Consider the following 18,013-nt stretch of genomic DNA (forward strand, 5'->3'; position numbering starts at 1 on the left):
GGGCGGGGGCACGGGGCCGTTCGGTTGGGTCCGCTGCCGACTGGAGTAAGTGCGCGCTTCCCGGGTGGAGGCCGGGAACGGCACTGGGCAGGATCTGGTGCGAGACGTGCACGGTCTCATCGCCGTCCGACCCGAATCCGGGCTCACGGACATCAATTCCTACCAGTCCAGGAGAACCCATTATGCCTGGGGGTTTCGTCGAGAACCATCGAAGGGCCGGTCGCCGGAGAGCATGGGGAGCCCTTGTCGCGGCTCTTGCCTGTGTGTTCGGCTGGTTCGGCCCTCCCATGGCCTCCGCCTATCCCGCGCGTGTCGCGGCCTACGTCAGCAACAGCGGGTCCAACACCGTCACGGTGGTGGACACCCAGTTGGAACGGTCGGTGGAGACCGTACCGGTCGGCGCCGGGCCGATCGGGATCGATGCGGCACCGGACGGCGAGGCCGTGTACGTGGCCAACGAGCGGGACGGCACGATGTCGGTGATCGACACCGCGGGGCATCGGGTGACCGCCACGGTCCTGGTGGGCCGCCAGCCGTTCGACGTGGAGGTCTCCCCCGACGGGAACCGTGTGTACGTGCCCGTCTTCGGTGAGAACAAGCTCGTCGTCGTCGACACGGCGACACGGCGGATCGTGGCGAGGATCGCCCTTCCGCAACTCCCGCACAGCGTCGTGGCCGGACCGAACGACCGGGTGTACGTCAGCAGCAACGGCGCCCGAAGCGTCTCCGTGGTGGACGCCCGCACACTGCGTGTCGTGGCCACCGTTCCGGTCGGGGTCTTCCCGGCGCAGATGGCTCTGGCCGCGGACGCCGGCAGGCTGTACGTGGCGAACACCGGATCCGACACCGTCACGGTCGTCGACACGCTCACCAACCGTCCGGTGAGGACCCTCCCGGTGGGTGACGCCCCCCGGGGCGTCGCGCTCTCCCCGGACGAGGGCAGGCTGTACGTGGCGAACACCGGATCCGGCACGGTCACGGTGCTGAACACCGCCACCGGCCGCAAGCCGGCCACCGTGCGCGTGGGAGGCGACCCGACCGGTGTCGCCGTGACGCCCGACGGCAGCCGTGTCTACGTGACCAACGAGGCCACCGGGGCCGTCACGGTCATCGACGCCGCGGCCTTGCGGGTCCACACCACCGTGCGCACCGGACACCGGCCCGAGGCGGTGGCCGTCACGCCTCGGTGATCCGGCGGAGCCGGGAGTCCGTCCGCGGCGGAGGACCGCCCGGATCCGGTGAGGCGCGCGGAGCGCTTCACCGGATCCGGTGTGGGGCGATCCGCCGCTCCTGCGGGCCTGCGGCAGGGAGAAGGGCGCCGGCGCCGCCACGGGGAGCGGCGGTGTGTGGGGGCGGGCCCGGAGAAGCCGCCGCCGCGCCCGTCGGCGCCGACGTCTCCGGCGAGGACTTCGCGTGGGCGGGCCCGGGCCGGCACGCGCCGCGGGCGGCGGCGGGGGCGGTGGACCGGTGCTGTGACCGGGAACGTCCGGCCGGGGTCGGCTCGATCAGTCCGGTCGTGCTGCTTCCCACCTCCATGAGGTTCGGCGAGGGAGGCCGTCGAGTTCTCCGCGGCCGGTGCACCAGAGGAGTACCCGAGTGGGATCTCCGGGCGGGGCGGCGGGGAAGAGCCGGCTGAGCACTGCTGCGCTCAGCGGTGCCGGTGGCAGCCAGTCCACGGACAGTCCCTGCGTGATGTCGTAGGTGTGCAGCAGGGTTTCGGCGACACCCATCGCGGCGAACCCCTCGGGGTCGCACGGGCCCCAGTGCCAGGCCCTCAGGGACGGGTCGGCCGTGACCAGGGCGCTGCTGAGCAGTCGGCCGCAGGCGGCGGCGGCCTGGAGCACTTCGGCCGGCGAGGCGGTGGGGCGGACGTTCAGGTCGATGGGAAGGTAGGCGTCGGTGGGCTGTGCCGCCAGCTGCCCTGCGTAGGCCAGCAGGTCGTGGCCGATGTGGGCTGCTGTTTGCCGGCAGGTCCATTCGAGTGACCCCGCCGGCACCGTCCAGTCCTCGGCGGTATGGGGCTTGAGCACCTGCAGCATCTCCGCCACAGCGGCGTCGACGTCTTCATGGTCCATGGGGAGCTCCTCACGATCCGTGTGGTGGGAGGGACTGGGCCGGCCGGTTGCCGGCCCTTCACGCCGCCGGACACCTGGCACGTTCGCCCCAGCGGGCCGAAGTGGGCCTCGACGGGGTCGGCCCGGGAGGCGTGGGCCGGGGTGGAGCACAGCTCGGCCTTGTTCTTCGCCCGGCGGCGGATGTCCGCGCCGGTGCGGGCGGCACGGATCGGCTTCGGCGCCGCCGGGCTGCCGGCGGTGCTCGTGCGGCGGCGGTTGACGCCCCGCAGACGGCCGCCGCCTGTGGAGCAGCGGCCGTGGGGGCAGGTGACGCCGTGGGTGCGGCGGTAGGCCGCCGGCAGCCGGTCGGGACGGCCCTGCTCTGCCCGGCAGGACCCGCCGGTGGGGCGGATGCCCAGTGGGCCGGGCTCGTCGGAGGCGAAGGTTCGGTGGGGGAGGCGTTCGACGGCGTACTCGGTCCGATCCGGCTTGGTGCCGCGGTCGGGGCCGGTGGACCCCGTCCAGGTCCTGGTGCGCTGGAAGGCGGCCCCGCGGCGGGTGAGCAGGCGCCACGGGGCTTCGCGACCGATGCGGGCCGCCCGGGCGTGGACGCGGCGCAGGTGGGCGGCGGGCTTGCGGACGGACCGACGGGTGAAGGATCGGCCGAGGTCGGCCGGGCGGGTGGTGGCCGTCCGGATGACGGAGTCCTCGTCGTCGGGGCCGAGCAGGCGGGGACGGCCTCCTGCCCGCCGAGGGTCCGGGCAGGCGAGTCCGATCGCGTCGAACCGGTGGGTCACATCGCGGACGGTGTCCTCGTCCGCCCGGGAAAGCTGAGCGATCACCGGCACGCGGTTCCCGCCGGCAGAGGCCAGGGGCGTCGCGCGCCGGTATCGCACCGTGCCGGTGCTGCCCCGGCGCACGATCTGCTGCATCCGCTGCCCCCGTGGTCGGTCGGTCCACGGACCTCGGCCGGCTCCGCCACCGCGCCTCCACGCGTCCGAGCGGATGTGTCGTCACTCTACGAGTGGTACCCGGCGCGAACGCCAACCCGATGAACCCTCCCGGCCACCGAACTAGTGGCGGGTGAGGCGGGTGAGGGTGACGCCGTTGGGGAAGGCGGTGCGCTCGGCGACATCGAAGACGGTGGGGTCGAAGGCGCCGTCGACCACCGGGACTCCGGTACCGGCAACGACCGGGTAGGTCTTGATCAGCAGCTCGTCGATCTCGGGCAGCAGGGTGCCCGCGAGCCGGCCGCCTCCGCAGAGCCAGATGTCCAGGCCGGTGCCCGCCTCGCCCTTGAGGTCGCGGACGAGGGCGAGCGGGTCGCCCGGCACGACGGTGACGGCTGGGTCGGTGTCCGGCTTGAGGGTGCTGGACACCACGTACTGGCGCAGGTGCGCGTACGGGTTGGTGATGCCGTCGTCGAGGGCAGGGCGGTAGGCACCGAGGCCCATGACGACGGTGTCGAAACGCCGGTTGGGCGCGTCGGCGACGCCGACGGCCGCGCGGTAGGCGGTCGGGATGGTCTCCGGGTGGAGCGCGTTCATCCAGGCCGAGTAGGCGGCGGCCTGCCGCTCGTCGCCCTGCGGAAAGAAGTCGAACTCGCCGCCGGGGCCGGCGATGCGGCCGTCGAGCGAGACGCCGACGTAGTACACGAGCTTTCGCATAGGGCCCTTCACTCATAGTACTCTGTTTGAAGTGCTTTGAACGTAGTACTACATCTGGAGTGGTGTCAATGGTGAGACGGAACGACCAGCGGCGCGCGGCCCTCGTCGACGCGGCGATCGAGGTGCTGGCCCGGGAAGGCGCGCGCGGCCTGACGTTCCGGGCCGTTGACGCCGAGGCCGCCGTTCCCGTCGGCACGGCGTCCAACTACTTCGCCGACCGCGACGACCTGCTCACCCAGGCCGGCGCCCGGGTCTACGAGCGACTCCAGCCCGACGAGGCCACGATCGCCCGCCAGCAAACGGCCGGCCGCGACCGGGAGACCTACGTCGAGCTGATGCGCGAACTCGTCGGCCGTGTCGCCTCCTTCCGCACCGGCTACCTCGCGCTGCTGGAACTCCGCCTTGAGGCCACCCGCCGCCCCGAACTGCGCAAGGTCCTCACCGAGCGGGTCCGAGCCGACATCGAGGCCAACGTCGCCTATCACGAGGCGTCCCGCCTTCCCGGCGACGCCACGGCCGTCAAGCTGCTCATACTGACGCTGAACTGGCTGATCGTCGAACAGCTCACCCTGCCGGACGTGTTCACGGAGGCGGAGCGTGAGCAACTGGTGAAGGCCGCAGTGGAACGCATCGTGGCGGCGGAGTAGGCGGCTCGTCCCCGGGAGCGGCGCCCCCCGGCCGCAGCGGAAGCGGACCGGAACGGACCCGGCGCGTGCCGCCTCGGTCCGTCCGTTGAACCGGAAGGGACGCCCCGGCCGCCCCCGGGGGACGGGGACCCGTCCCCCGGGGGCGGCCTCGGGCCTCCGGGCGGCCCCTCCACACTGCCGGGAGTCGGCAGCCCCGGTGGCGGGACCCGCGGACCGGCTCCCTCAGGTGAGCTGATTGATGCGGACGAGGTTGCCGGTGGGGTCGCGGAAGGCGCAGTCGCGGACCCCGTAATCCTGGTCGACGGGTTCTTGGACGACGTCGGCGCCTGCGGCCTGGAGGCGGTCGAAGAGCCCGTCGAGGTCGTCGGTGGCCAGCGTGATGGTGGTGTAGGTGCCCTTGGCGATGAGCTCCAGGATGACGCGGCGCTCCTCGTCGGTGACGCCCGGGTCGCAGGCGGGCGGGTGCAGCACGATGGAGGTGCCGGGCCGGCCGGCCGGCCCGACGGTGATCCAGCGCATGTCCCCGTAACCGACGTCGTTGCGGACCTCGAAGCCCAGGATGTCGCGGTAGAAGCCCAGAGCGGCTTCGGGATCGGTGCACGGGAGGAAGGCGTGGTGGATGGTGGTGTTCATGCCCGTCACGCTAGGCGGGGTCACCGGGGGCGGGCTTCTTGATTCCTGACCGGTCTGGTCACCTGTTTGGCCAGGCACGGCGGGATCCCCGCCCCGGCCCGGGAGTGGTCGCGGCGGTAGACGCTCGGCGGTACGCCGACCAGTTCGGTGAACCTCGTGCTGAACGTGCCCAACGAGGAGAAGCCCACCGTGAAGCAGACCTCGGTGACGCTGAGGTCCCCGCGGCGCAGCAGCATCATCGCCCGCTCGACCCGCCGGGTCATCAGGTACGAGTACGGGGACTCACCGTAGATGCGGCGGAACTCCCGGCTCAGGTGCCCGGCCGACATGTGCACCCCGCGGGCCAGGGCCTCGACGTTCAGCGGCTTGGCGTACTCACGGTCGATCCGGTCACGGACACGACGTATCACGGCGATGCCGCGCAGACGTTGCGCCTCCCCACGTCCAAGGTTCATACGCACCATCGTTCCACGTCGTACCCGTCACGCGGGCGGGGAGCCGCGACCGTACGGCCGCCGGCCGAGCAGGGCGCCGACGCCGCTTCCACCCACACCGGCTCCGGCCGTGGAGGACGGTCCACGAACGCCGCCGGCTGTGGCCGGCCGACGGAACGTGGCAGCGTCTGCTCCGGCAGGTTCGGGCCGCGGCCGGCGCCGCAGGCGGGACCGACCGGGACGTCTCGGTCGACTCCGCCGTCGTGCGGGCGCGCCAGCGTGCGGCGGGTGCCCGCACCGGCCCACCGCCGGCGCCCGCTTCACAGGGGGCCGAGGGGCCGGAACACCAGGACGAAACGCCGTGGCAGAGACTGCACGCCCACCTGAGCCCGGACGGTCGCTGCCGGCCGCTGCCCCTGATCGTCACCCCGGGTCAGCGGGCTGACCGCACCCGGTTCAAGCCGGTGCTGGAGAAGGTCCGCGTCCCGAGACCCGGACCGGGCAGGTCCCGCAGAAGGCCCGACAGCGTCGCCGCTGACAGGGCATGCAGCAACGGGCCCTGCCGTGAGCACCCGCGGCGTCGGGGCATCCGGCACACGATCCCGGGGAAGACCGGCAGCCAGACCGCCCGCCTGCGCAAGGACTCACGCGGCGGACGGCTACCGGGCTTCGGCGAAGAGCGGTACAAAAACGCAACACCGCCCGCCGAGCGGGCCACCAACCGACCGGAGCGACACCGGGCGGTGGCCACTCGCCGCGGCAAGCGCTGCTCCGTCTGCCTGGGCACCGTCACCGCAGCAGCTCTCGTCTCCGGCTCCGCACGTGATCACCCCGATCGTCCTGGAGGCCGGCATGTACATTGTCTCGTCGTGATCGAAAGTGCGGGCGGGCGAGTCGTCGCCGACAGGTACGTGCTCGCCGACCGACTGGGCAGCGGCGGTATGGGCACGGTGTGGCGTGCCTGGGACCATCTGTTGCAGCGGACGGTGGCCGTCAAGGAACTTCATGCCGTTGGCGGCGGGTACGAGCAGCAGGCGGCGATGAGGCGTGTGCTGTCGGAAGCGCGGGCGATCGCCCGGGTGACGCACGCGCATGTCATCGACATCTACGATCTGGTGGAGTTCGACGGCGGTCTCTGGAACGTCATGGAACTGGTGCCGGGTGGCTCGCTGAGCGAGCGCGTGCGAGTGAGCGGGCCCCTGTCACCGGTGGAGACCGCCCGCGTCGGCCTGGAGATCCTGTCCGCGTTGGAGGCGGTCCACGCGGCCGGTGCGCTGCACCGCGACGTGAAACCGGCCAACGTGCTTCTGCGCGCGGACGGCAGCAGCGTGCTCACCGACTTCGGTATCGCCGCCCTGTCCGGTCACACAGGTCTCACGGGCACGGGGGGCGTGGTCGGCTCGGCCGAGTACATGGCCCCGGAGCGCCTGCGCGATCAGCCCGCCGGACCAGCCAGCGATCTGTTCTCCCTCGGCGCCACCCTGTGTTTCCTCGCCTCCGGTCAGACCCCCTTCGCCCGCGGGGACCTCGCGGCCACCTCGTTCGCCGTCGCCTTCGAACCGCCCTCCGTCCACGTCCGGGGCCCGCTGGGCGACGTCATCGAGCAGTTGCTGGACAAGGACCCGGCCAAGCGCCCGTCCGGCGCACAGCTCGCGGACGCGCTGCGATCGATTGCCGACGGAGCTCCCCGAACGGTGCAGGCGACACTGCGGCAGCCGGTGCCGCCGACACGCGCGAACCGGCGCCGCACGTCGGCCGCAGGGGCGAACCGGCGCCGCGCGGCGATCACGGGGGCGATCGCCGTGGTGGTGCTCCTCACCGGAGCGGGCGTGACCGCACACGTCGCCGGAGACGACCCCGGTTCTGGTTCGTCCCACCAGACCGGGCAGACGTCCACCGGTGCCCACGCAGGCTCGCGTGTGGACGCGGTGGTGCCGGTTCCGGGTGTGCGGGGCAGGTTCTGGGTGTTCTCCGGCAGCGAGTACATGGTCGTCGAGACGGGTGCGGATCCGGCGTCGGCGCGGCGGGTGAGCGGGCCTGCCCCGATCGCGCAGTGGCGCAGGACGTTCGGCGGACTGGACCGCTTCACGAACAGGATCGACGCCGTCCTGCCGGTTCCCGGTGACGACCACCGCTTCTGGGTCTTCTCCGGCGACCAGTACCTGCTCGTCCACATCGCCGGCGACCGCTCCGGCAAGGGCCGCCTCCAAGAGCCGCGCCCCCTCACCGACTGGCCGTCCCTGAAGCCGTTCCGGACGGATTGAACCAGCCGGGCCGGTCACTTGACCGGAAAGCGACGGTCACAACGTTGCCGGCACGGGAGGAGGACCGGTCTGCGTGAGTTGCCCGGCAGCTACACGACCGGCCGGACAGCTCCCGGTTCGACCAGGCGGACGCGGGCCGGGCACCGGAACCGATCGACGACGTGGTCGCACACTTCGGCGGCCTGGACGCCCTCGTCGGCAACGCGGCGACCCCGGTGGAGCAGGGCCGCACGGTGGACGGCCCGGAGGCCGGCTCCGGGGCGCGCGCCGCGGACGACCCGCGCGTGCGGGGACGGCCCCCACGTGCGTGCGAAAGGGGGAGCCGCGACCGGTCCGCCGCCGGTCGACCGGTGGAGGACGGGCAGCAGGCGCCGGCCGATCCACGACGGCAAGGGCACCGCGCTGCACGTCATCACGACCGAGCTCCCAGTCCCTCGACCCCGTCGCCGGACGCCCCGGCCGGCCCCGGCGGCAGGGCTTCCAGAAGGCGCCGGGCCCGGTCTCCGGCCCTCAGCGCCTCACCGTGGCCGCACCGGCCGCCGGTGCGGCAAGCCTCGCTCCGGGCCACGGCGGACAGCACCTCACCGACCCGCTCGGTACCGCCGAACTGGAACCCCACCTGGGTGGTGTAGCACGCGGCCGCGGCGATCTTGCGCGCCAGGACGGTCCCGATGTCCACCGTCACCTCGGACGCTTCCACCGGACGGCCGGAGGGAGGGCCGCCCGCGGCGTGCGGCGCGCGGGCCAGGTAGGGGACGTCGCGCCACCAGCAGGTGCGCGAGGGCGGGGCGGCGGCGGCAACTGCCCGGGCCGTGATCAGGTGGTCGACGTGGCCGCCGATCCCCTGCGGGGCGAGAACGAGGTCCGCCGGCGCCAGGTGCGGGCGGATCAGCGATTCCAGCTCCGCACCGACCGTGTCGCCGGCTCGGGGAGGGGTGAAGAGCTCCGGCGCGCTGCCGTACCCGCGGTGCGGCGCCTCGGGCAGCGGCAGGTGCACCGGGGGCAGCGTGCCCAGCACCCGCTGGGCGGCGGTGTCCTCCGCGCGGCGCAGGGCCATGTAGTCGGCCTCCGGAGGCAGCCCCTTGTCGAGCTGGGTGGAGAGCGCGAAGGGGCACGGGTCGTCGACCGAGGCCGTGAAGCAGGTGACGACCCGGACCGACCAGCCCGCCCGTGCCAGGACGGCCAGGACGCCCCCGGCGGAGAAGACCGCGTCGTCCAGGTGCGGGCTGACGGCCACGGCCGTACGGGTGCCCGGCGGCCGCGCGGTCACAGCAGGTGCGGGTCGCGGCGGAACCGGCAGGCCGGGTCCACGACGAGGTCGGCGCTTCTGCCGCCCGGGGCCCTCCCGGGCCCGCCCCCGGCAGGCCACGTGGCGCGCACCTCCTCGTAGACGGCGCCGATGCGCCCGGCGGCCACCGGCCACGACCACCGGGACCGCACCTGGTCCAGTGCCGTCCGCACGAGGCGGCGCCGCAGCGACGCGTCGTCGAGCATCCGCCCGACCGCCGCGGCCAGCGCGCCGGGATCGCGCGGCGGCGCCAGCAGGCCGTTGACGCCGTCCCGCACGCAGTCCACCACCCCCACCACGCCGGTGGAGACCACCGGAAGCCCGCAGGCCATCGCCTCCAGGATGGTGTTGGAGAACCCCTCGGCCCAGGTGGGGCTGACGAAGACGTCCCCCCGCCGGTAGACGGCGGGAGCGTCGTGGTAGCCGGTGGGGCCCAGCACCTCCACCGTGCCGGCCAGGTCCGCCCGGCGCGCCCGGCGGGTCAACCGGTCCAGATCGGGGCCGGTGCCGGAGACCAGCAGCCGCAGCCGCCTGCCGTCGGCCAGGAGCAGCCGCACCGCCTCCAGCAGGTCCAGCACGCCTTTGCGGGCGTCGATCCGGCCGTGGTAGAGGAGCGTCGGCGGATTGCCGACCGCCCCCGGCCGCCTGCCGGGCCGGGGCCGGAACAGCTCGGTGTCGGTGGCCCCGGGAACCACCGTGAAGCGCTCCACCGGCACCCGGTGGCGGGCGGCGACCTCGGCCGCGAAGGAGGCCGAGCCGATCAGCAGGGCGGGGGCGTCCCGCAGGACCCGCCGGATCGCCGCGCGGTGCGTGGCGCAGCAGGTGCCGACCCAGTGCCCGTCGCCGCCCTGGATGGACACCACGGCCGGAACGCCCAGCCGGTCCGAGGCCTCCAGCGCGGCCAGCCCCGGCGGGTACCCGTACTGGGCGTGGAGCACGTCCAGCGGCGCGCGCGCGTGCAAGCCGGCGACCGTGTCGCACAGCGCGGCGACGTCGGCTTCGAAGTCCGCGGGCCGCCCGTCGGCGACGGCCTGCTCGCCCAGGGACTCCAGCGCCACCAGGCGCACCCCCCGGGGGACCCGCTCGGGCGGGGGAGGCCCGCCGCCGTAGACGGCGCGGCCCCGCCGGTCGCCGCGGTACTGGGACACCAGGGTGACCTCGTGGCCCGCGGCCGCCAGGGCCCGCAGCAGGTTCTCCGCGTAGGCGCTCATCCCCGACACGGCCGGCCAGTAGCGCCGCGAGACGAAGCAGATCCTCATCGGGCTCCCTCCGGGGTGCCGGCGGCGCCGTGCGCGGCGGGGGCGCCCGGTGCCCCGCCGGCTGCGGCCCTCCCGGCGTGCTCCTCGGCGTGCCGCAGCGCCCGCAGCGCCCCGGGGACCAGGACGTCGGCGCGGTGCGCGTCGCGGGACAACTCCAGGCTCACCAACCCGCCGTACCGCACGGTGCGCAGCGCCCCGAGCACCGCGGGCAGGTCCATGTCGCCCTCACCGGGGGCGCGGTGCTCGTGCCGGCCGCGGGGCATGTCCTCCACGGCCACCGCCCCCAGGTCCCCGGCGTGGCGCAGCACCGCCTGGTGCGGCGCCACACCGCCGGTCACCAGGCAGTGGCCGGTGTCCAGCGCCAGCCGCAGGCCGGGGACGAGAGCGGCCAGGCGGGACCAGCCGGCGCAGTCCTCCACGAGCATGCCCGGCTCGGGCTCGAAGGCCGCCACGACGCCCCGCTCGGCCGCGTACGACACGACGGCACGCACTCCGTCCACCAGGTGCTTCCAGGCCGCTCCGCCGGGAGAGGCGTCCGTGCCGGGGGCCGGCACCCCCGCCCAGAAGGAGACCGCCTCGCTGCCCAGATCGGCGGCGATGTCCACGCACAGCCGCAGGAACGCCAGCCGGCGGGCCCGGCCGGCCGGATCGGGGGTGACCAGGGTCGGTTCGTGCTTGCGCCGCGGATCGAGGAGGAACCGCGCCCCGGTCTCCACCGTGCTGCCCAGCCCCAGGCGGTCCAGGCGGCGGGCCAGTGCGGCGGTGCGGGCCGCCAGGCGCGGTGCGAAGGGGTCGTGGTGGGCGACGTCCACGGTGAGGGCGACGCCGTCGTACCCGGTGTCCGCCAGCAGGGACAGCGCGTCCGGCAGGCGGTGCGAGGTCATGCCGTTGGTGTTGTAGGCGTAGCGCAGGCCGCCGCCTGCCGGGGCGCTCACCGGGGGCCTCCCGCGGCGGCGCGGACCACCGCGTGGCGGTCCGGTTCACGGTAGAGCGGGTACAGCGCTCCCACCGCCTCCCGCGCGGCCCCGGCGTCGAACCAGGCGGGCCCGCCCAGCCGCTCGCGGGCGCCGGACGTGAGGTGGACCGGCCGCGCCCCGGCCCGGGGGAGGGGGCCCACCCCGGCCAGGGGGCTCCCGCGCTCCACCAGCCGCCGCACCCCGCGTTCCCCGATCCGCGCGTAGGACATGGTCTCCACCTCCATTCCGGGGACGAGCGCCTTGACCCCGTACGCGCCCGGCCCGCCCGTCTCGATCACCAGTACGTCGAAGTCCGCGAGCCGCCGCAGCAGGTCGTCCAGGAGGGCGGCGGGGTCGTCCAGGGAACCGGGCGGCACGGTCGGCAGGCCGGAGAAGGGGACGGCGGAGCGCTGCGCGAGCACGGTGGGCTCCAGCAGCGCCAGCAGGCGCGGGCGGTCCAGGGCGGTCCAGGCAGCCATGGCCCGCAGGGCCCGCGGCTCCTGCTCCGCCGGGGGCGAGGACAGCTCGCGCTCCAGGTAGCCGGGCGGGGCGATCCTCGCGACGGTCTCCAGCGGCCCGTGGAAGAAGAGCTTCCGGGCCCGGGAGGAGACGTACTCCAGCACCGCCTTGCGCAGCGCCGTCTCCCGGTCGGGGTGGGCGGCCTCCCCGCAGGCGGTCAGCGCCAGCGGCGGGGCCTCGGGGTCGGCGTCGGCACCGACGACGTGGACGTCGGCCATCCCGAACTGGGTGGAGGCCAGCTTGGGCAGCACCCGGATGCCCAGCTCCCGCAGCCGCCCCAGCACCGAGACGGTGACCGGGTCGCTCACCTCGTCCGGTTCGATCACCACCCCCTCGTCCATCGCGCGGTGGGCGGTGGCGTTGCCGTCGCGCTGGAGGATCTCCAGCAGGGCGTGGGCCAGGGCCCGCTCGAAGGTGTCGCCGGCGCCCAGCCCGTTGGTGACCGGCGTGGTCAGCCAGCCGCCCGGCGGGGGACCCCCGGGCAGGTCGCCGCCGCAGGAGGCGGCGAACTCGGCGGGCACCAGCACCTCCTCACCGGTGCGGTGACGGCGCGCGGGCACCCACTCCAGGGGCCGTTCGGGGGTGTAGTCCGCGCCGGCCGGCAGGACGAGGGAGACCGGGTCGGCGACCCCGTCCGGGCCGCGCTCGCGCACCAGCTCCGCGTAGGAGGCCCGGCGGCGCTCGGTGCGGGCCAGGTGCCGTGCCAGCAGGACCTCCTCGACGAGCTCGCCGTACGCCCCGACGCGGGCCCCGTCCGGATCGGCCCCGTAACCGCAGGCGCCCTTGCGGACGCCGTCCGGGCCGAGGTGATCGGCGGAGACCACCGGGAAGCCGGTCCGGTCGGCCGCGCCGATGTCGAAGTCGTCCTGCTCCCCGGGGGCCAGCGCGGCGCGGTAGGCCCGCACCACCGGGTGCGTCCCGGCGGCGCTCACCGCGCGCCTCCCAGCGCGAGGGCGGCCGTGGTGGGCTGTCCGGACAACCGGTGGTCGAACAGGCGCACCACGTCCGCGGTGGTCACCGGGGCGGCGAACTCGAAGGGGGTGGCGACCGCCTCGAACTCCAGCTCCCCGATCACCGAGCGGTAGCGGCGCACCTCGTCGTGGGAGAGCGGCACACGGGCGTGGTACGCCTTGTGGCAGGACAGGGCGCGCGGCACGGTGCCGTCCAGGTCGACCTTGAGCGCGTCGCCGCAGAAGAGGATCCCCCGGCGCGCGTCGTGCAGGACGCAGTGGCCGTCGAAGTGGCCGCCGGTGCGGTACACCGTCAGCCCCGGGGCCAGCTCCAGGGTCTCGTCCACCGGCCAGGTCACCCGGAACGCCTTGGTCCACTCCAGGTCCCGCGTGCCGACGGCGACCACCGGGGGAGCGAAGTGCTGCTGGAGCTGCCACAGGGCGCCGTAGCCGTGCACGTGGCTGGAGCCCAGCCGGGCGACGCCGCCGAGCCGCTCGATCTCGGCCAGCGCGTCGGGCGGGTAGTACGGCGCGCCCTCCCAGGCGACGTTGCCGCCCTCGGCGTCGATGAGCCAGCCCGTCGATCCCAGGCCGAAGGAGGGTACGGCGCGGAATCCGGTGACACCCGGGGCCGGGTGGTACCAGTCGGCGACGAGGAGGGCGCCGACCGCCTTCTCCTCCATCAGGTTCCAGCCGTCCTCGGGCAGCGCGTTGCGCACGTCGCTGCAGACCGGGCAGGCGGGCGGGGCGCCGAACCACCGCTGCCAGTGGCCGCAGTGGGCACAGGCGTACATGCTCAGGGTCATCGTCGGCCTTCCTCGGGGATGGAGGGGATCCGGTCTGCGGCCGGCGGCGGGTCGGGAGCCTCGGGGCCGGTCCCGTCGGCGCGGGCCAGTGCCTCCAGCAGCAGGCTGTGCAGGGCCAGGTCGCGCCGCAGCGGCCACGGCCAGACCCGTTCCCGCGCGGCGCCGGCGCGCACCGCGGCCACGGCCGCGGAGAACTCCCGGACCTGCCCGGCGAAGGGCGAGGCGCCGGTGTCGAACGGCACGGGCACGCGCCGCGCGGTGTCCGCGCCGGTGAGCCACACCGTCCCTCCGGCGTCCTGCCCGAGGGTGTCGGTCGCGGTCAGCAGCCCGCGGGTGCCGACGACCTCCAGCCGACGCCGGGGCAGCGCGTCGGGGGTGTTGTAGGCCACGTGGAGGCAGACCAGGACCCCGCCGCCGGTCCGGCCGACCAGCATCGCGCCGTCATCGACCCGGTAGGGGTGCACCCGGTGCTGCACCAGCGCCGCCAGCCGCGTCACGTCGTCCCCGCCGAGCAGCACCCCCACCAGGTCGAGTCCGTGCGGAGCCAGGTCGAGCAGGGCCCCGCCGCCGGCTCGCGCCGGGTCGGTGCGCCAGTTGTCGCAGGGGGCGCCGTCCGGCGACCAGGCCGGAGGCAGCCAGCAGCAGTACGTGATCCGCACCGCGGTGACCGTGCCCAGCCCACCGGAGGCCACCACGTCCCGCACGGCCCGGTGGGCCGGGTGGAAACGCTGGTCGTAGGCGGTGGCCGCCAGCACTCCCGCGCGCTCGCAGGCGGCGACCAGGCGCTCGGCGCCGGCGAGGTCGGCGGTGAGCGGCTTCTCGCACAGCACCGCCGCTCCCGCCGCCGCGGCGGCCTCGGCCACGGGACGGTGGGCGTGGTTGGGTGTGGCGACGTACACCGCGTCGGGCCGGTGGCCGGCCAGCAGGTCCGCCAGGCGGGGAACGGCCCGGACACCGGACGCCCGGGCGGCCAGCCGCTCGGCGGCGGCCGGGTCGGTGTCGGTCACGGCGACCAGGCGGGGGAGCGCGGTGACGGGCCGCTCCCGGGCGGCCTCCAGCAGTCCGGGCAGGAAGTGGTCGCGGGCGACCCAGCCGCACCCGGCGATCGCCCACCGGCACGTGTCCGCGGCGACCGCCGGCGGCTGCGCGCTCACCACCGCTCCGGCAGGTCCAGGAGCACCCTGCGGCGGGCCAGTTCGGCCACCTCGGGTGTCAGGCGTCCGGCCCGCGCGTCTGCGAGCAGGCCGGGGGAGAGGTCGACGCGGCCCGGCAGGTAGGCGGCGGCGCCCCGCGCGTACTCGTCCCGCCAGCGCGGGCCCGGCCAGCGCAGCAGGCCGTCGCGGTAGAGGGGGTTGGGCCGCAGGGGCCGCCCGGGGACGGGCCGGGCCGGGGAGAGCAGGCCGTGGCCGGGCGGGGGAGGCGGGGCGTCGGCCAGAGCGAGGGCCTCGCAGCGCGCCAGGTCCTCCACCGGGCGCGGCCGGGGGGCTTCGCCGTCCAGCAGGGCGCGGGTCAGGTCGGCGTCGTCGTAGCAGACGGCTCCCGGCAGCAGCGACCGCCAGCCGGCCGGGTCCAGCGGCAGACCGGCGCCCGGCCCGGGAACCAGGGCGTTGTGGCAGTGGCCCAGGACGACGGCACCGCCGTCGGCGTACTCCAGGGCGCGGTCCACCACCTCCCGCTTGCGGGGCAGGAAGTACAGCGCGTCGTGGCAGGCCACGTAGGCCGGCCCGCGCGGGCGCAGCGGCCACGGGGCGGTCAGGTCGGCGCACACCAGCCGCGCCCCGGGCGCGATGAACCGCCGGGCGAGCCACAGCTTGGCGAAGACCACGTCCACACCGGTCAGGTCCCGGTGACCGCGCAGCGCCAGCTCCCGCAGCAGGTGCCCCGCACCGCAGGCCAGTTCCAGCACCGGCCGGCGGCCGGGGCAGTGGTGCGCGGTCAGGGCGAGCACCGCCAGCCAGGTCGGGTCGCTCCACCGGTGCAGGAAGTAGTCCCCGACCCGGCCCATGCCCAGCAGCGCCACCGCCTCGCGCAAGGTGGCCGCCCCCAGTGCGGCGCGCAGCGCCCCGGGGGGCGGGACCGGGCCGTCCCACCAGTCGTCGGTGTCGGAGAGCAGGACGACCGCGGCGCCGGCCGGGTCGCCCTCCTCGATGCGGCGCACGGCACGCTCGCGCAGTTCCTCGCGGTCGGCGCGCAACCAGGGGATGCCCGCCACGACGGGCCAGAGCCGTTCGCCGTCGCACAGCAGCCCGGGTCCGTGCGGCCGCAGCGGGGCCCCGCCGACCGGGCTGACCAGACCGGTCGCGGCCGCCTCCGCCGTCGCGCGCCCCGCCGCCGGGCTCCTCACGTCGCCTCCGCCGCGGTCAGGACGGCCCGGTGGAAGCCGGACACCGCGCAGGGATGCACCAGGTCCAGGTCGTCCAGGGCCTGCTCGGCGGTGAAGGCGGCGGCCCGCGCGTGGTGGTGGACCTGCAGTACACGGTCGAGGACGTCGGCGGCGTGGAAGGCCCGGGCGGCCGGGTGCACGGCCTCCTCCCGCAGGGCGAGCAGGCCGGCCAGACGCGAGGCGAGGGGGCCGGGCAGAGCGGCGAGCTGCCGGTCGACCAGCCGCGCGGTGATGCCCGGCAGGTGCTCGCCCAGCAGTTCCTCCCCGGCGAAGCCCGCGTCGGGCAGGACCGCGTTGTGCAGGTGGTGGGCCAGGCCGAGCAGGAAGGCGTCGGCGGGGTCGGCGCCGAACGCCTCGGCCAGCAGCCCGCCGTAGACGGAGACGGCCCAGCAGTGGTCGCCGTGGCTCTCGGGCGGCTCCACCATCAGGCGCGGGCGCCCCGGGCGGGTGGCGCCCGCCCGCGGCTGGCCGCACAGGTCCGCCGCGAACCCCGGCGCCGGGGCGGTGCGGAGGTCCGCCGCGGCCAGCCGCGGCAGCGCTTCCTCCAGCCGGCCGAGGGTCACCGCATCCAGCCGGCCCGCGTGCTGCCCGAGCGAGCGGGCCAGCACGGCCGCCGCCTCGGGGGCCGTCAGCCCGCACCGCCGCAGCACCGGGCCGTCCACACCCGCCAGGCGCGCCCCGACCACGGCGGCCGCGCACTCGTGGACGGCGACCCGGCCGGGGTCGGCGCCCCGGACCAGCGCCGCCCACGACCGGAGGAAGGCGCGTTCCGCCATCGAGGCGGTGCCGTCGGCCGTCCGGATCCGCTTGAGGTCGCCGATCTCGCGCAGCAGGGGGACGGCCGCCCGCAGGGCGCCGCGCGGTACCCGGCGGGAGGTCTGCCGTGCCGGGCGGGGAGCGGTCCGCTTCACGGCCGTGCGTCCCGCGGCGCCCGGCCGTCCAGCCACTCCAGCAGGGCGCTCTCCTGCCGGTGCAGGGCGTGCTCCGGGACACGCCCGCCGACGGTCATGGGGGCCTTGAAGAAGAATCCGAACTGCTCCTGCACTCCGCGCTCCCCGCGGCGCCGCGCCTCCGCCAGCAGCCGGACCAGCTCCAGCACCAGCGGGGCGGCCAGGACGGAGTCCCGGCACAAGAAGTCGATCTTCATCTGCATCCGGCGGCCGAGGAAGCCGACCAGGTCGATGTTGTCCCACGCCTCCTTCTGATCACCGCGCGGCCGGTAGTACTCGATGCGTATCCGGTGGTCCTCGACCGGGTAGCCGAGCACCGCGTCCAGCACCGACTCCTTGGTGGCCGTCTTGCTGGCCAGCGAGCCGGGGTCCTCCAGCGCCCGGCCGTCGCGGTTGCCCAGCAGGTTGGTGGAGTACCAGCCCTCCACCCGCAGGGCCCGTGACCGCAGGGCCGGGGCGAGCACCGTCTTGACCAGGGTCTGCCCGGTCTTGCCGTCCTTGCCGGCGATGGGCACGCCCTGCCGCTCGGCCAGCAGCGTCAGCGCCGGCACGTCGGCTCCGACGCTCGGGGTGAAGTTCACGTACGCCATGCCCTCCCGCAGGGCCGCATAGGCGTAGAGCATGGCGGGGGTGATCGCCTCGTCCCCGCCGTCCAACGCGGCTTCGAACGCCTCGGGGGAGGCCAGGGACGGCGCCGCCGGGTCCGGTTGCCGCTCGGTCGAGGCGAGGTTGACCACGACCACCTCGTCCAGCTCCTGCTCGCTCCGGAAGCGCCGCAGGTCGTCCCGTACCCGGTCGGTCCGCTCGCGGAGGCTGCCGGACGGCGCGACGTTGGCGCCGGTGACCCCGCGGCAGTAGTCCGGATCGGCTATGGCCGGCCAGGGCCGCAACCGCTGCAGCCGGGGCGCCACGGCCTCGATCTGGGCCGGTTCCAGCACCTGGTGGAGGTGGGCGGCCTTGGCCAGGTCGTCCGCGGAGACGTCCCAGCCGCCGAACACCAGCGCCTCGTAGGGCACCAGGTCCGTACGGGCCGCCAGGGGAAGTCCGTCCTGGCCGCAGGCACCGAGCCTGAGCAGTTCCACGCCGGCCACGGCGGTCGTGGCCACCGCGCCGCCCAGCCCCACGACGGCCACACCCAGCCGGTCCACCGACTCGTCCCCGCCCCTGCGGCGGGAGGGGCGCTTCCCGGTCAGTGTGTTCATC

General features: G+C 75.2%; 16 protein-coding genes and 2 pseudogenes. 4 read left to right on the plus strand and 14 right to left on the minus strand.

Annotated elements, in window-relative coordinates:
• The first annotated feature begins 287 nt into the window (after window positions 1-287).
• Window positions 288-1,190 (plus strand): YVTN family beta-propeller repeat protein, encoded by a 903-nt coding sequence (locus tag ACFSJS_RS23055; RefSeq protein ID WP_380903479.1) that lies wholly within the window; start codon window positions 288-290, stop codon window positions 1,188-1,190.
• A gap of 315 nt (window positions 1,191-1,505) precedes the next feature.
• Here the strand turns inward: ACFSJS_RS23055 and ACFSJS_RS23060 are convergent, their stop codons facing one another.
• The 3 genes and pseudogenes from ACFSJS_RS23060 to ACFSJS_RS23070 form a co-directional block, all read right to left on the minus strand.
• Window positions 1,506-2,075: a maleylpyruvate isomerase N-terminal domain-containing protein gene (locus tag ACFSJS_RS23060; protein ID WP_380903481.1), complete on the minus strand. Its 570-nt coding sequence runs from the start codon at window positions 2,073-2,075 to the stop codon at window positions 1,506-1,508.
• Between the two features lie 89 nt (window positions 2,076-2,164).
• Window positions 2,165-3,036: pseudogene (locus ACFSJS_RS23065) on the minus strand (helix-turn-helix domain-containing protein); the annotation flags it as partial.
• Between the two features lie 91 nt (window positions 3,037-3,127).
• Window positions 3,128-3,721: a dihydrofolate reductase family protein gene (locus ACFSJS_RS23070; protein WP_380903483.1), complete on the minus strand. Its 594-nt coding sequence runs from the start codon at window positions 3,719-3,721 to the stop codon at window positions 3,128-3,130.
• Window positions 3,722-3,789: 68 nt separating this feature from the next.
• Here ACFSJS_RS23070 and ACFSJS_RS23075 point away from each other — a divergent pair, with 68 nt between their 5' ends.
• Complete coding sequence (locus tag ACFSJS_RS23075) at window positions 3,790-4,368, plus strand: TetR/AcrR family transcriptional regulator (protein ID WP_380903485.1); 579 nt, start codon at window positions 3,790-3,792, stop codon at window positions 4,366-4,368.
• Between the two features lie 222 nt (window positions 4,369-4,590).
• Here ACFSJS_RS23075 and ACFSJS_RS23080 read toward each other — a convergent pair whose 3' ends face one another.
• Together ACFSJS_RS23080 and ACFSJS_RS23085 are read right to left on the minus strand one after the other, a co-directional pair.
• Window positions 4,591-5,001, minus strand: a complete 411-nt coding sequence (locus ACFSJS_RS23080; RefSeq protein ID WP_380903487.1) for a VOC family protein — start codon at window positions 4,999-5,001, stop codon at window positions 4,591-4,593.
• A gap of 20 nt (window positions 5,002-5,021) precedes the next feature.
• Window positions 5,022-5,456, minus strand: a complete 435-nt coding sequence (locus tag ACFSJS_RS23085) for a helix-turn-helix transcriptional regulator (RefSeq protein WP_380903489.1) — start codon at window positions 5,454-5,456, stop codon at window positions 5,022-5,024.
• 167 nt (window positions 5,457-5,623) lie between these two features.
• Between ACFSJS_RS23085 and ACFSJS_RS23090 the strand changes: the two are divergent.
• Both ACFSJS_RS23090 and ACFSJS_RS23095 read left to right on the plus strand, forming a co-directional pair.
• Window positions 5,624-6,109: pseudogene (locus ACFSJS_RS23090) on the plus strand (transposase); the annotation flags it as partial.
• A 69-nt stretch (window positions 6,110-6,178) separates the two neighbouring features.
• Window positions 6,179-7,699, plus strand: coding sequence for a serine/threonine-protein kinase (locus ACFSJS_RS23095; protein WP_380903491.1), 1,521 nt, complete (start codon window positions 6,179-6,181; stop codon window positions 7,697-7,699).
• A gap of 412 nt (window positions 7,700-8,111) precedes the next feature.
• Here ACFSJS_RS23095 and ACFSJS_RS23100 read toward each other — a convergent pair whose 3' ends face one another.
• Genes ACFSJS_RS23100 through ACFSJS_RS23140 form a run of 9 tightly spaced genes read right to left on the minus strand, consistent with a single transcriptional unit; the run spans window position 8,112 to window position 18,012 of the window.
• Window positions 8,112-8,936, minus strand: a complete 825-nt coding sequence (locus tag ACFSJS_RS23100; RefSeq protein ID WP_380903493.1) for a PIG-L deacetylase family protein — start codon at window positions 8,934-8,936, stop codon at window positions 8,112-8,114.
• A 29-nt stretch (window positions 8,937-8,965) separates the two neighbouring features.
• Window positions 8,966-10,246: a glycosyltransferase family 4 protein gene (locus tag ACFSJS_RS23105; protein WP_380903495.1), complete on the minus strand. Its 1,281-nt coding sequence runs from the start codon at window positions 10,244-10,246 to the stop codon at window positions 8,966-8,968.
• Window positions 10,243-11,181 carry a sugar phosphate isomerase/epimerase family protein gene (locus tag ACFSJS_RS23110; protein ID WP_380903497.1) on the minus strand — a complete coding sequence of 313 codons (939 nt, stop codon included), beginning with the start codon at window positions 11,179-11,181 and terminating at the stop codon, window positions 10,243-10,245. The genes ACFSJS_RS23105 and ACFSJS_RS23110 overlap by 4 nt, the downstream gene beginning before the upstream one ends.
• Window positions 11,178-12,653 (minus strand): YcaO-like family protein, encoded by a 1,476-nt coding sequence (locus ACFSJS_RS23115; RefSeq protein WP_380903499.1) that lies wholly within the window; start codon window positions 12,651-12,653, stop codon window positions 11,178-11,180. The genes ACFSJS_RS23110 and ACFSJS_RS23115 overlap by 4 nt, the downstream gene beginning before the upstream one ends.
• Window positions 12,650-13,477 (minus strand): MBL fold metallo-hydrolase, encoded by an 828-nt coding sequence (locus ACFSJS_RS23120; protein ID WP_380903501.1) that lies wholly within the window; start codon window positions 13,475-13,477, stop codon window positions 12,650-12,652. Before ACFSJS_RS23120 ends, ACFSJS_RS23115 begins: the two co-directional genes overlap by 4 nt.
• Entirely contained in the window at window positions 13,474-14,631 is a 1,158-nt protein-coding gene (locus ACFSJS_RS23125; protein WP_380903503.1) for a Gfo/Idh/MocA family protein, read from the minus strand. The genes ACFSJS_RS23120 and ACFSJS_RS23125 overlap by 4 nt, the downstream gene beginning before the upstream one ends.
• Window positions 14,628-15,821, minus strand: coding sequence for a class I SAM-dependent methyltransferase (locus ACFSJS_RS23130; protein WP_380903505.1), 1,194 nt, complete (start codon window positions 15,819-15,821; stop codon window positions 14,628-14,630). The genes ACFSJS_RS23125 and ACFSJS_RS23130 overlap by 4 nt, the downstream gene beginning before the upstream one ends.
• The gene (locus ACFSJS_RS23135; protein WP_380903507.1) at window positions 15,818-16,771 is read right to left on the minus strand and encodes an HD domain-containing protein; all 954 of its coding nucleotides are present in this window, start codon (window positions 16,769-16,771) and stop codon (window positions 15,818-15,820) included. Before ACFSJS_RS23135 ends, ACFSJS_RS23130 begins: the two co-directional genes overlap by 4 nt.
• The gene (locus tag ACFSJS_RS23140; protein ID WP_380903509.1) at window positions 16,768-18,012 is read right to left on the minus strand and encodes an inositol-3-phosphate synthase; all 1,245 of its coding nucleotides are present in this window, start codon (window positions 18,010-18,012) and stop codon (window positions 16,768-16,770) included. Before ACFSJS_RS23140 ends, ACFSJS_RS23135 begins: the two co-directional genes overlap by 4 nt.
• Window position 18,013: the final 1 nt, after the last annotated feature.

It is taken from the genome of Streptomyces desertarenae (assembly GCF_042681365.1).
Classification (GTDB): Bacteria; Actinomycetota; Actinomycetes; order Streptomycetales; family Streptomycetaceae; genus Streptomyces; species Streptomyces desertarenae.